The organism is Wielerella bovis, assembly GCF_022354465.1.
In the GTDB taxonomy this organism is placed as follows: Bacteria; Pseudomonadota; Gammaproteobacteria; order Burkholderiales; family Neisseriaceae; genus Wielerella; species Wielerella bovis.
The window spans coordinates 921,474-935,007 of record NZ_CP092361.1 but is presented as its reverse complement, the minus strand read 5'-3'; the positions used below and the strand labels follow the sequence as shown (position 1 = coordinate 935,007).

Annotated in this window: 10 protein-coding genes; 6 read left to right on the top strand and 4 right to left on the bottom strand. The window is 41.9% G+C overall.

Annotated features, from left to right (window positions below; translation table 11 throughout):
* Positions 1 to 456: 456 nt before the first annotated feature.
* The 4 genes from MIS45_RS04650 (at position 457) to MIS45_RS04635 (ending at position 4,391) form a co-directional block, all read left to right on the top strand.
* Positions 457 to 1,497 carry a zinc-dependent alcohol dehydrogenase family protein gene (locus tag MIS45_RS04650; RefSeq protein WP_249443526.1) on the top strand — a complete coding sequence of 347 codons (1,041 nt, stop codon included), beginning with the start codon at positions 457 to 459 and terminating at the stop codon, positions 1,495 to 1,497.
* 193 nt (positions 1,498 to 1,690) lie between these two features.
* Positions 1,691 to 2,500 (top strand): XAC2610-related protein, encoded by an 810-nt coding sequence (locus tag MIS45_RS04645; protein ID WP_249451172.1) that lies wholly within the window; start codon positions 1,691 to 1,693, stop codon positions 2,498 to 2,500.
* A gap of 62 nt (positions 2,501 to 2,562) precedes the next feature.
* Positions 2,563 to 3,297 (top strand): UDP-2,3-diacylglucosamine diphosphatase, encoded by a 735-nt coding sequence (locus tag MIS45_RS04640; protein WP_249451171.1) that lies wholly within the window; start codon positions 2,563 to 2,565, stop codon positions 3,295 to 3,297.
* A 302-nt stretch (positions 3,298 to 3,599) separates the two neighbouring features.
* Positions 3,600 to 4,391 carry a polyamine aminopropyltransferase gene (locus MIS45_RS04635; protein WP_430472157.1) on the top strand — a complete coding sequence of 264 codons (792 nt, stop codon included), beginning with the start codon at positions 3,600 to 3,602 and terminating at the stop codon, positions 4,389 to 4,391.
* 44 nt (positions 4,392 to 4,435) lie between these two features.
* Here MIS45_RS04635 and MIS45_RS04630 read toward each other — a convergent pair whose 3' ends face one another.
* The 3 genes from MIS45_RS04630 to dapC form a co-directional block, all read right to left on the bottom strand.
* Positions 4,436 to 6,559 (bottom strand): AsmA family protein, encoded by a 2,124-nt coding sequence (locus tag MIS45_RS04630; RefSeq protein WP_249451170.1) that lies wholly within the window; start codon positions 6,557 to 6,559, stop codon positions 4,436 to 4,438.
* Between the two features lie 762 nt (positions 6,560 to 7,321).
* Positions 7,322 to 7,492 (bottom strand): hypothetical protein, encoded by a 171-nt coding sequence (locus MIS45_RS04625; protein WP_249451169.1) that lies wholly within the window; start codon positions 7,490 to 7,492, stop codon positions 7,322 to 7,324.
* Between the two features lie 30 nt (positions 7,493 to 7,522).
* On the bottom strand, positions 7,523 to 8,710 hold the full coding sequence (dapC, locus tag MIS45_RS04620; RefSeq protein WP_249451168.1) for a succinyldiaminopimelate transaminase: 1,188 nt from the start codon (positions 8,708 to 8,710) through the stop codon (positions 7,523 to 7,525).
* A gap of 482 nt (positions 8,711 to 9,192) precedes the next feature.
* Between dapC and lpdA the strand changes: the two genes are divergently transcribed.
* A complete protein-coding gene (gene lpdA, locus MIS45_RS04615) occupies positions 9,193 to 10,983 on the top strand; it encodes a dihydrolipoyl dehydrogenase (RefSeq protein WP_249451167.1) in 1,791 nt (596 codons plus the stop codon).
* A gap of 289 nt (positions 10,984 to 11,272) precedes the next feature.
* Here the strand turns inward: lpdA and ubiA are convergent, their stop codons facing one another.
* Positions 11,273 to 12,148 (bottom strand): 4-hydroxybenzoate octaprenyltransferase, encoded by an 876-nt coding sequence (ubiA, locus tag MIS45_RS04610; protein WP_249451166.1) that lies wholly within the window; start codon positions 12,146 to 12,148, stop codon positions 11,273 to 11,275.
* Between the two features lie 187 nt (positions 12,149 to 12,335).
* Between ubiA and pncB the strand changes: the two genes are divergently transcribed.
* On the top strand, positions 12,336 to 13,532 hold the full coding sequence (pncB, locus tag MIS45_RS04605) for a nicotinate phosphoribosyltransferase (RefSeq protein WP_249451165.1): 1,197 nt from the start codon (positions 12,336 to 12,338) through the stop codon (positions 13,530 to 13,532).
* Positions 13,533 to 13,534: the final 2 nt, after the last annotated feature.

Below are 13,534 nucleotides of genomic sequence, written 5' to 3'. Positions count from 1 at the left end.
TTTAGAATAATTAATTTATGTTTATGGCTGATGATTCTATCAAAAACCTATTGAATAACAAAACTCTCATACCATTTAGTTACCATTTATTTTACATTCAAAAATATTTTTTAAAAATAATACAAATTAAAACAATATATTACAATAAAATAAACAACTTAAAACTTTCAGGCTGCCTTTAATCAAAAATGAGACAGTTATAAAAAACTAAACCCACAAATCAAATGTTATACTATAACCTTTTGATTATACAAAAAATAGCAATAATTTTTATTTGACAAAATCCGCCATTGAGATAACAATAGATACTGAATTAACGCAAATTTAAGTTAAGGTAATAAACTGATACCTTAACATTGTGATTTTAATTCATACCTCAAATTTGTCTTTATTTCTTTATTAAATTAATGGCAAATTATTCTCCCCTACTGAATAACCTAATACAGGAGTAACCCCATGAAAGCAATGGTTTATTATGGCGAAGGCGATATTCGTTTTGAAGAACACGCAAAACCTACCATTATTGACCCTACTGATGCTGTGATTCGTATTACAAAAACCACAATTTGCGGTACAGATTTGGGCATTTGGAAAGGCAAGAATCCTGAAATCACACCAGGACGCATTTTGGGACACGAGGGTATCGGTATTGTGGAAGAAGTCGGCTCTGCTGTGAAAAATATCAAAGTGGGCGACAAAGTAATTATTTCTTGTGTATCAAAATGCTGCACTTGCGATAATTGTAAAGAACAACTTTATTCACATTGCCGCAATGGTGGCTGGATTTTGGGCTATATGATTGACGGCACACAAGCTGAATTTGTTCGCACACCTTATGCAGACAACAGTCTGATTCCAGTACCAGATAATGTAAACGAAGAAGTAGCATTATTGCTGTCTGACGCTTTGCCAACCGCGCATGAAATCGGCGTACAATATGGCGATGTGAAACCAGGCGATACCGTATTCATCGCAGGTGCAGGTCCTGTAGGTATGTCTGCTTTGCTGACAGCACAATTATACAGCCCAGGCGTATTGATTATGTGCGACATGGACGAAAACCGCTTGAAATTGGCAAAAGAATTGGGGGCAACTCATGTGATTAACCCTGCTTCTGGCGATGTACAAAAACAAGTATTTGATATTGTTGGTACCGATGGCGTAGATGTTGCGATTGAAGCCGTTGGTTTACCAGCTACTTGGGAAATGTGTCAAGACATCGTCAAAGCGGGCGGTAATATCTCAGTTGTGGGCGTACATGGTAAACCAGTTGATTTCAAACTGGAAAAATTGTGGATTAAAAACCTAAAAATTACCACAGGTTTGGTAAATGCCAACACTACAGAAATGTTGATGAAAGCTATTTCAACCAGCAGCGTGGATTACACCAAAATGCTGACTCACCATTTCAAATTCAGCGAAATGGAAAAAGCTTACGATGTATTCAAACATGCAGCAGAAAACCAAGCTATGAAAGTGGTTTTGACTGCTGAATAAGCTATATAAGCTATTCTTTAAATAAACAAAATAGGCAGCCTGAAAAGTTTTCAGGCTGCCTATTTTATTGAATATCCCTATTTATTAGCAATAATGAATATCTTCTCTATCGAGCATTATCTACACACAAAAACACCCAACTCCCTATATAATAAGCAGCCTGAAAAAATATCCAAGCATAAAGAAAATCCAAATGAAAAAAATAATCCCATTTGTTTTATTATTCAGCATCTTGCCCATACACGCCAGAACCAACACCGCCACACCTAATTCGCCCATTCTTGAGCCAATGAAATTAGAACGCGGCGTGACGGTAGAACGCGATTTAATCAGCAAAGATGGGCGCTATTTATTTTGGGTCAATACAGGAACGTGGCGAGTGAACGGTATCATGCTCAATCGCGCCAATAATCATCAACTGAATTTTATCGGCACTCAAAAAGGCTACAATCTCACACTCAAATCGCCCAGCAATGCACAACAAGCAGACGAGTTTATTTTCACAGGCACGCTTAATCTGCCCAATAATCGCATTGACGGCGTATTAACCACACCCAATAAACAACAAGCCATCACGTTTGAGCCATATATTCCCATCAAAAATCGCCCACAATTTCAGTTTAAATTTTTCGGCGTAACCGACCCCAATGCCAGTTATATCCGTACCATCAAACAAATTCAAGTCATCAGTCAAGGCAAAGTGGTACAAACATTGAGCGGTTTTGAAGCGCGTGATTACGAAGCGATTTATGCCGATTACAATTTTGACGGATATTTTGACTTGCGCCTAGACATCGGCGAACAAGCCACTTTGGATTCGTGTCATCAATATTGGCTTTACAATCCCACCAGCGGCAAATTCGTGCGTGATGAATTATTAAGCTCAATGACTGGCTCGCCAAGCCGCTATCCTGAAAAAAACATTTTACGTTTTAACAATACCTTATTAGAAATGCGCAATGGCAAATGGTATGACTTACCGTGTTGCGCTGCACTTAACTAAATCTATTTTTTTCAGGCTACCTATTAAATCATGCAGCCTGAAAACACGAAAAATCAAAAAATATGCAAACGCTTTTTATTGCCGACCTTCATCTTTCAGACAACACCCCCGATTTAAACGCCCTATTCGCTCAATTTTTGCGCGACCATGCAGGCAAAGCCGCCGCGTTGTATATTTTGGGCGATTTGTTTGAAGCATGGACAGGCGATGATGACGATAGTGCAACCGCCGCACAAGTTGCCACCGAAATCCGTGCATTCAGCCAAACTGCGCCCGTGTATTTTATCGCAGGTAACCGCGATTTTTTGCTTGGTAAACACTATGCCGCGCAAGCCAATATGACGCTGCTGCCTGAAAATCATTTGATTGAATTATTTGGACAAAAAATTCTGCTCACGCATGGCGATGAAATGTGTACCGATGATGTGGCATATTTGCGCTATCGGCGTGTGATGCGTTGCGCCATAGTACAAAAAATATTGCTTGCGCTACCGTTTCGTAAACGCAAACAAATCGCTGAAAATCTTCGTGCCAAAAGTCGGTCGCGTAAACAATACACCAATGTGTATGCGATTTCAGATGTAACCGAAGCAGGTGTTCAGGCTGCCTTGCGTCAATTTTCGGATATTTCTTTGATTATTCATGGGCATACGCATAGACCGAATACGCATCGCCATCATTTTGCCCAACGTAAAATCACGCGCTATGTACTGCCCGATTGGTATGATGGCGCCGGTGGTTATTTGGCAGTTGATGAAACGGGAATTGCGTTTTTCAGGCTGCCTGAAAAAATATAATTTGTTAAAATAAGCTCATTTTTGTTTTCAGGCTGCATTCATCTTTCATGCAGCCTGACAGTACACGACAATTTTTTGAAGTTACCACCAACCTGTCCCCTCCCCCGTCTCCAACGGGGGAGGGCTAGGGTGGGGAAATATGTGAAAACAAATTTATTTTTCTGAAAATCAAAGAACCCCCCCACCCTAACCCTCCCCCGCTAGCGTGGGAGGGGATAGATTTCAGGTAATATTAAAGATTTGTATCGTGTAACTGTAATGCAGCCTGAAAAATATTCATTATTTCTTTAAAAAGTACCATTATGACTCACCCTTTCCGCCGCAATCGTTTTTTTCGCAACACGCTGCCCGATGCCAATGTGTCCGAACTGGGCAATATTCGCTCGCTGCATTTGGGTACGCCAACCATTCAAAGTTCCATGAATATCCACAATCCACCTGAATTGGTGTTGTCGTATAGCCGTGTAATGATGGCATGGCTGCTGTTTGCGAACGAGTTGCCCAAGCACATCACACAAATTGGTTTGGGTGGTGGCTCGTTTGCGCGTTGGTTGCATGCTTATTTGCCTGATACGCATCAAGTAGCAGTGGAAATTAATCCGCAGGTTATTCATATTGCACGAACTTCGTTTTGCCTTGATTTTGAAGGACAAAATTTTGATATTGTGGAAACAGATGGTGCGGAATATGTCCAAATTTTGCGTGGTAATGTAGATGTGATGATGGTGGACGGATTTGATGGCGTGCAGATTATTGATGATTTGGTCGGCGAGCCGTTTTTCCATGATTGTCGTTATGCGTTAAGTGGGCATGGTATTTTTATCACAAATTGGTGGAGTGGCGACAAGCGTTATCCTTTGTTTTTAAAGCGTTTGCGTGATGTATTCAACAATCGCGTGCTGGAATTTCCTGCGGCAACGCATGGCAATGTGGCAGTGTTGGCTTTCAATTTTATGCCTGAACTGAATATTGAAAAATTAAAAAAACGGGCAGATAAATTATCGGATAAATATGAATTGGATTTTTTCCGTATGTTGTATGATGCCAAAGGAAAAAATGCAAATAATGGAAAGCAATTTTTGTTTCATAAATAAACTCAAAAGGCAGCCTGAAAATTTATTTTCAGGCTGCCTTTACTTTATTGCGCAGATTGTGAAGCCGAAGTTGGTGTTTGTTTCAAAAACCATTGCCATTGTTGCTTCAACGCATCGCTAACTGCTTGTTTGCGTTCTTCTGGCGATGTAATCCCCGATGTAATTTGTTGATAATTCAAACTAACCGCAGGCTTAACAATATCGCCACTCACGCGAATCGGTAACGGAATGCTACTGTCAGCACCTTGAAAAACAATGTCTTCCAAAATCCGCGCATTTGCAAAATCCATTTCGCCTTTGCTGTTCATAGTAGCAGTTGGCGATACCAAATCCGCTTGCGCTTGATGGCGACTTACGCCATTTTTGATATTGGCATTGAGAACAAAATGAGCAAATGGCATGGTTTGCTCGGTATCATCTACGTCATCGCCCTGCCCGATTGGGCTACCAACCAAAATATTGCGTAATCGTGCCAAACTCAAACCCGATAATTCGCCATCATTAATATCCAAATTTACTTTACCATTCAACTGGCTCAACATTTCTTGATGTGTATTACCCGATGTTTTTAAATCAAATTCAGCTGTCCCCTTACCTGTAATACGGCTGATTTTCAACAAATCTTGTATTAAGGGGCGGATTTGTACATCTTGCGCTTTTTGTTGCAAATGGTAATTCATCGGCGCGGTATTGCTAATCAATAAGCTGCCTGTCGTGTGTCCGCTATACAAATCGGCTGACAGCGGCTTGAAAAGAGCGCGTTTGCTATCCACATGAATATCGGTATGAATATTATCCACTCGCGCAGCTGGCGTTTCCAATGTATTGATATCCAATCCAATTTTCCATGAAACATCTTGCTTGGGAAACAGGTTAATATTGGGTATGCTGTCATCCAAATGGCTCAAATAATTGTTAATATTGAGCTTGGAAAATTTCAGGCTGCCTGAAACAATATTGCCTTCACGACGCAAATCAATGGTGCTGGGCTGGCGGTCAAATAGACCGTGCAAATTAACTTGCCACAAAGTAGGCGTGGGAGCATTCAGGCTGCCTTCCCATTCGCTTGCAAAACGAGGTAATCCTTGTGTTGGCGTTTGCAGCGTAACAATTTTGGCATTATGAAACTGCACTCCTGCTTGCATAGACCAATCCACATTGGCTTTAACCGATGCATCAAAAATGCTATCCAAACTACGCGCCGTAAAACCTAAATTAACTTCGCTACTATGCAAATGATAATCGCGCCATGAAACTTGTGCGGCAGATAATGTACCGTTGGGCTGATAATGCGCATTGGGTGCGGTAAACACTGCGTTAATGCCTGTTAAATTAGCATTACCATGCCGACTATTGAATTTATTGACTGTCGCGTTAAAAGTGCTGTTGTAGCGATGGCTTGCCATTTCCAAACGCGTATTATCTGCCATAAAATCTTCGCCTTGCCATTGAGCATCGGTTTTCAGGCTGCCTGAAAAAGTATAACCATTTTCTTTACCATTAAATTGCATATAAACATCAGGCAGTTTCAGGCTGCCTGAAGCTGTTTGCGCATTTCCTTTGGCATTTAAAGTCAGCGTTTCCCAATATGGAGATTGACTATTAGCAGATAATACATAAGATAAATTTTCGCCCAAGCGCGACACAGCCAAATTCATTTGCCCAAGTTTCAGGCTGCCTAATTGCTCATCACGCAAAATGAGTGTACCGTTATGTAGTTGCACACGATTGAATACAATTGTACGTTTATCACTAGTGCGCCACAAATCGCTGATGTTCCAATAGCCCGAAGCATCACGCGAAAATTGCACTTCAGGGTCGTTTAATACCAATTTTTCTACTGTTGGCTCGCCCCACAAACTTGTCCAAGCAATCCCAACACGCATTTCACGCACTTTCATTGCTGGCGTTGTGCCGTCCATTTCGCTTAATACCGCATTACGAATAATCACCGTTGGACGTGGGAACAAGCGTCGCCCTACATCAGCATCAAAATTCAGCGTTCGGTCAGTGCCAGATAGCCACTTTTGCGCATGTTGCTGCAAAACATTTGCATCCGACATACGATAAAGTGTGGCATATCCGCCCACATACAAACCAAGCACCGCGATAATCGCAATCGCGGTTTTACTGATATGTGAATGGCTGATTTTAGAAACAAGCGACATAAGTAATAAAAAATAGGATAATTTAAGGGAATATTCTAACAAAATAGGCTGAATCTGTGTAGATATGCTACATGAAGACTAAATGAAAACTAAATAGAACAATCTATTTATTCAATTATAGTCGGTTAAAATAAAAACAAGCCAAATTATGGCGACTAATGACAGTCAAAGCAATTTTAGGCATAAAGTTGAATTTTCAGGCAAAATCGTCAAAATAAGATGACGAAACGGACTGGCGCAGCTAAAAAGTAACCGCAAACAACATTAATAGTGGATTCAATTTAAATCAGGACAAGGCGACAGCGGCCGCCGTGTACAACCTAGTACATAAGGGAGCTGGCAACGCTGTACTGGTTTAAATTGAATTCACTATACTATGCTGTCATTATCCCCTAATACCCAATATTTTCTACAGAAATATTTGTGTTAATTAATCAATTTATCGGATTCAAAAATTCAATTTACTTCTGTCTCATAGACTATGATATTTTTTAACGTGGCAAGGCAGCCTGAAACTTTTGCAAAACCCATTTTAGGCTACCTTAAAACGCGCAAGTTGGATACTCGTATCCAACGTTACAAATCAAAACAAATATTTAATGTCGGACTCAAGAATCCGACCCACAATTTTGAGTTTTGCTAAAAGTCTTAGCCTGAAAATAGCGAATAAATACACAATTTCGAGTCAAAGCAGCGTGGTACGCGGCGCAACGCGTGTACTGAATACGGTTGCGCCTAATATTTTTTCAGGCTGCCTAAATACTAAAAAATCATTGCTAAAACAGCATAAATTAAAGGAAATACAAGTGAAATCAACAATATTTCTCGCCAATTCAAATCATCATTGTGCCAAATAATTTGCCACAATAATGTTGCCAGCGTACCTAAAAATCCGATTGCAAAATGCCAAGTAAATGATAATTCTGTTTCCATGATTTTTTTGCTAGATAGGCTGCCTGAAAATTATTTCTGATACCAAGCCACCATTCTTTCCGCTGCTTCCACGCATTTTTCCACTTCATCCACCAAGGCGATACGTACAAAACCTTTACCAGGGTTGCCGTGCTCGGTATCACGCGCAAAAAATCTACCGGGTAAAACTTGCACGCCTGTGGCACGGAATAATTCTTGCGTAAAGGTTAAATCATCGCCATCGGGAACAGGTAGCCACAAATAAAACGATGCTTCTGGCATACGCACATCAAATTTTTGCTGCAAAATCGGGACAACGCGGTCAAATTTCTGTTGATATTGGCGGCGATTTTCTTCCACATGCGCTTCATCGTTCCATGCGGCGATGCTGGCACGTTGTACGGGATAGCTCATCGCGCTGCCGTGATAGGTGCGATACAACAAAAATGGTTTGATGAGTTTTTCATCGCCTGCCACAAAACCTGAACGCAAACCAGGGGCATTGGAGCGTTTAGATAAACTGGTAAACATGATGATGTTGTCAAACGAGCGTCCACATTCTGCGGCAGCTTGCAGACAGCCGAGCGGTTTGTGTCCGTCAAAATAGATTTCAGCATAGCATTCGTCTGACGCGATGATGAAACCATATTTATCTTGTAAATCAAATAATTCCGCCCAATCTTCGCGTGTTAATACGCTGCCTGTTGGATTATCGGGCGAACACACAAAGACGATTTTGCAACGCGCCCATTTATCGGCGGATACGCTTGACCAATCGGGTAAAAAACGTGGTGCATTGGTGTTGGCAAATACGATTTCGCCTCCAGCAAACAAAGTTGCGCCTTCGTAAATTTGGTAAAACGGATTGGGCGATACAATAACGGGTTTTTCATCCGCCAATGGGTCTATGGCAGCCTGAACAAAGGAAAACAGGGCTTCACGGCTACCCAAAACGGGTAAAATTTCGGTTTCTGGATTGAGTGTCAAACCATCGTAACGACGGTGTAACCAGTCGGCACAGGCTTGGCGCAATTCAGGCAAACCCAATGCGAGTGGGTATTTGGCTAACTCGTTGAGCGATTGAACCAACGCATCGGTCAGTACTTTCGGCGTAGGGTGTTTGGGTTCGCCAATGTGTAAAGGAATAGTGGAAAGATTTGCAGGTGCATCAATTCCCTGCATAGCTTCACGCAATCGGGCAAACGGATACGGTTGGAGTTGATTAAAATGACTATTCATACAATTTTCCTTTGAGTTGAGGTATTTTTCAGGCTGCCTATGATTGGATGACGATTATCGTCATTTAAGAATAATACAGCGTTGCCAGCTCCGTTAAAATACTATTTTGTACACGGCAATCGCTGTATCTTGCCTTAATTTCCATTTTAAAACGACTATAAAATCAAGTGGATTATAAACTTTTTCAGGCTGCATTATATGAAAATTTTGGATTAAGGCAGCCTGAAAGCATATCAATCATTTAATTTATAGTTGTTTCAAATTAACCCATACATCGTTACCAGCTCCATTATTACTAGATGCACACGGCGGTCGCATTATCTTAATTTCTATTTCAAACGACGATACATAGAAACTCAATCTAATCCACGCTATCAAACAAAAATTTCGCGATTATTTGATGTAGGCGTATAATAGTGTGTTTTTTCAGGCTGCCTTGGTCTGATTTTGATGAAATGTAAGCACATACAGAAAGGTTTAATATGAGCTTAATAGAGCTGAAAGTGCCCGATATTGGCGGACACGAAAATGTGGACATCATCGCTGTTGAAGTAAAAACAGGCGATACCGTAGAAGTAGAACAAACTTTAATTACTTTGGAAACCGATAAAGCCACCATGGATGTGCCTGCTGATGCTGCTGGTGTGGTAAAAGAAGTGCGCGTGAAAGTAGGCGACAAAATTTCTGAAGGTGGCGTGATTGCCGTGATTGAGGCGGCTGGCGCAACAGCATCTGCTCCAAAAACCGAAACAAAACCAGCACCTGCAGCGGAAGCTCCAAAAGCCGCTGCTCCTGCACCACAAGCAGCTAATTTTTCAGGCAGCGCAGATTCTGAATACGATGTTGTGGTATTGGGCGGTGGCCCTGGTGGTTATTCAGCCGCATTTGCCGCAGCAGACGAAGGCTTGAAAGTGGCTATTGTGGAACGCTATGCTACTTTGGGTGGTGTGTGTTTGAATGTGGGTTGCATTCCATCGAAAGCTTTGTTGCACAATGCCAATGTGATTGATGAAGTGCGCCATTTGGCTGCCAATGGCATTAAATATCCAGAACCTGAAGTGGATTTGGATATGTTACGTGGTTACAAAGACAAAGTGATTGGCAAATTAACTGGTGGCTTAGCAGGCATGGCAAAAGCACGCAAAGTAGACATCATTCAAGGTAACGGTCAATTCATCAGCCCGAACCATATTGAAGTTGCCCTGACCACCAGCAGCGAATACGAGCAAGCCAGCGAAACAGGCGAGAAAAAAGTGGTGGCATTCAAAAACGCGATTATCGCCGCAGGCAGCCGCGTGATGAATTTGCCATTTATTCCGCAAGACCCGCGCATTATTGATTCATCAGGCGCGTTGGCATTGAAAGAAGTACCGAAAAACATGCTGATTATTGGCGGTGGCATTATTGGCTTGGAAATGGGTACGGTGTACAGCACTTTGGGTACGCGTTTGGAAGTCGTGGAAATGATGGACGGTTTAATGCAAGGCGCAGACCGCGATATGGTAAAAGTATGGCAAAAAGCCAACGAGCACCGTTTTGACCGCATCATGATTAACACCAAAACCGTGGCAGTTGAAGCCAAAGAAGACGGCATTTACGTTACATTTGAAGGCGAAAACGCACCAAAAGAGCCACAACGCTACGATTGCGTGTTGGTGGCAGCAGGTCGCGCACCGAATGGTAAATTGATTGGCGCGGAAAAAGCAGGTGTTGCCGTAACTGAGCGTGGCTTTATTGAAGTGGACAAACAACAACGTACCAATGTGCCGCATATTTATGCGATTGGCGACATTGTTGGTCAGCCGATGTTGGCGCACAAAGCGGTGCATGAAGGACACGTTGCCGCCGAAAACTGCGCGGGACACAAGGCATATTTTGATGCGCGTGTGATTCCTGGTGTAGCGTTTACTTCGCCAGAAGTGGCTTGGGTCGGCGTAACCGAAACGCAAGCAAAAGCACAAGGTTTGAACATCACAAAATCTGTTTTCCCATGGGCGGCTTCGGGTCGTGCCATTGCCAATGGTTGCGATAATGGCATGACAAAATTGATTTTTGATGCGCAAAGCGGTCGCATTATTGGTGGCGCGATTGTTGGACCAAACGGCGGCGACATGATTGGCGAAATCTGTTTAGCCATTGAAATGGGTTGTGATGCGACCGATATTGGCAAAACCATTCATCCACACCCAACTTTAGGCGAATCCATTGGTTTGGCAGCGGAAGTGGCATTGGGCGTATGTACCGATTTACCACCGCAACGCAAAAAGAAATGATGTTTTGAAACAGTGAAGTAAAAAGGCTGCCTGAAAAATTTTTCAGGCAGCCTTCACAATAAAATACTTGGGATATTTTTAAAATGGTACTTTGGCTAAAAATGCTTTGATGTATGCAGGGGAAACGGTGTAATTTTCGCCACCATTTGAGCCGCTAACTCGGAATTTGATGCCTGTATTTTGGTGCTGTTCCAGTACATAGCAATCGCTATCGTCTTGTCTTATTTCTATTTTAAACGACTATAAAAATTTCAGGCTGCCTAACTCATTTAGACAGCCTAAAGACCCATTACACAAACGCAAAATGTGCCGCAATCGCACTCAACCACAACCAACCAATTTGATTATTAGACAAAAATGTTTCAAAACATGCTTGTCTATCACGCGAAAAAATACGCTGATATTGTTGCCATTGCCACATAATCACAATAATCAATGCTGTCCAAATGACCCAATTTGCGCCCAGTAACAAACCTACGCGTATCATCAGTACATCAAACACAAAATGGCACAACATCGCTACTTCCGCATCAAAAATACCAAAAGTAATTGCGCTGGTTTTCATGCCAATTTTTACATCATCAGGCTTATCCGCCATCGCATAAATCGTGTCATACGCCAGCGTCCAAAACACATTCGCAGCGAATAGCCACCACGCAATGGCTGGCACTTCGCCACGAATCGCCATAAACGCCATTGGAATACCAAATGAAAATGCCAAACCCAAATAAAATTGCGGCACAGGAAAAAATCGCTTCATAAATGGATAGGTAAATGCCAAAAATAAAGCAGGTAATGCTAAAGCCCAAGTTTGCCAAGAAAATGGAATCAAACACATTGCCGCGCACGCACACAATGCCACAATTAACATTTTCGCCTCTTTGCCACTCACAGCACCTGTTGCAAAGGGGCGATTTTTGGTACGCTCCACATGCCCATCAAAATTTCTATCCGCCCAATCATTTGCCACGCAACCTGCGCTACGCATCAAAAAAGTGCCCAAACTAAACATGGCAACCGTTAAAAATTCAGGCTGCCCTTCCGATGCAATCCAAACTGCCCATAAAGTTGGGTACAATAATAATAAAGTGCCAATCGGTTTATCCGCACGCATTAATTTTATATAAACATTCAATCGTTTGCGCCAATCGTTTTCAGGCTGCATCCATATTTTGCTATTTATCATATTGAAAAGATAAGTGATTCAAAAAAAACGTATGATAACATTTTACTGGATTTTAAACAGATTTTCAGGCTGCCTATCCCCACAATAGGCAGCCTGAAAAAATACACGCATTTGATGCCACATCGTTTAAAATAAGCGCATTTATCACCATACATGGCACACAATTATGGCTACCATCCGCTCACTTTTGGATTGCGATTTATACAAATTTACCATGCTGCAAGTCGTGCTGCACCAATTTCCAGCCGCACATGGCGTGTATGAATTTCGCTGTCGCAACAAACAAACCGCCTATCCGCTCGCCGAAATTCTGCCCGATTTGGAACGCGAATTGGATCATTTATGCGAATTGCGTTTTCAAGCAGATGAACTGGATTATTTGCGTAGTCTGCGTTTTATTAAAAGCGATTTTGTTGATTATTTGGAACTTTTTCAACTCAAACGCCGTTTTGTTAGCGTTTGGGCAAATGAACACGGGCAACTCAATATCCATGTGAAAGGTCCATTGATTCAAGCGATGTTCTTTGAAATTTACATTTTAGCGATGGTCAATGAATTATATTTCCGCCGTTTGGAAACACCTGCAGTACTGGCAGAAGGCGAACGCCGTTTACAAGAAAAAGCAAAATTTATCAAAAATTTATCTAATCGCCAACACCCTGATGATAATCCATTTTTGGTATCCGATTTTGGTACACGCCGCCGTTATCATTTTGCATGGCAAAAACATGTGGTGGAAACCTTGGTTCAGGCTGCCCCCGAAATTTTTCGCGGTACCAGCAATGTGTATCTTGCCAAAGAACTCAATATCACGCCAATCGGTACAATGGCTCACGAATTTTTGCAAGCTTTTCAAGCGCTTAATGTTAAATTGCGCGATTTCCAAAAAGCCGCATTGGAAGCATGGGTACACGAATATCGCGGCGATTTAGGGATTGCGCTGACCGATGTGGTCGGCATGGACGCATTTTTACGCGATTTTGACTTGTATTTTGCCAAATTATTTGACGGTTTACGCCACGACAGCGGCGACCCCTATGTTTGGGGCGACAAAGCCTACGCGCACTATCGCAAATTAAAAATTGATAGTCGCACTAAAATGCTGACTTTTTCCGATGGCTTGGATTTACAAAAAGCGTGGGATTTGCACCAATATTTCAAAGGTCGTTTCAAAACCAGTTTTGGCATCGGCACCAATTTAACCAATGATATGGGACACGAACCTTTGAACATCGTACTCAAATTGGTGGAATGCAATGGACAATCGGTTGCCAAATTGTCCGATAGCCCCGGTAAAACGGTTACGCAAAATGATACGTTCTTGGCATATTTACGCCAAGTATTTGATATTCAATCAGAATAATC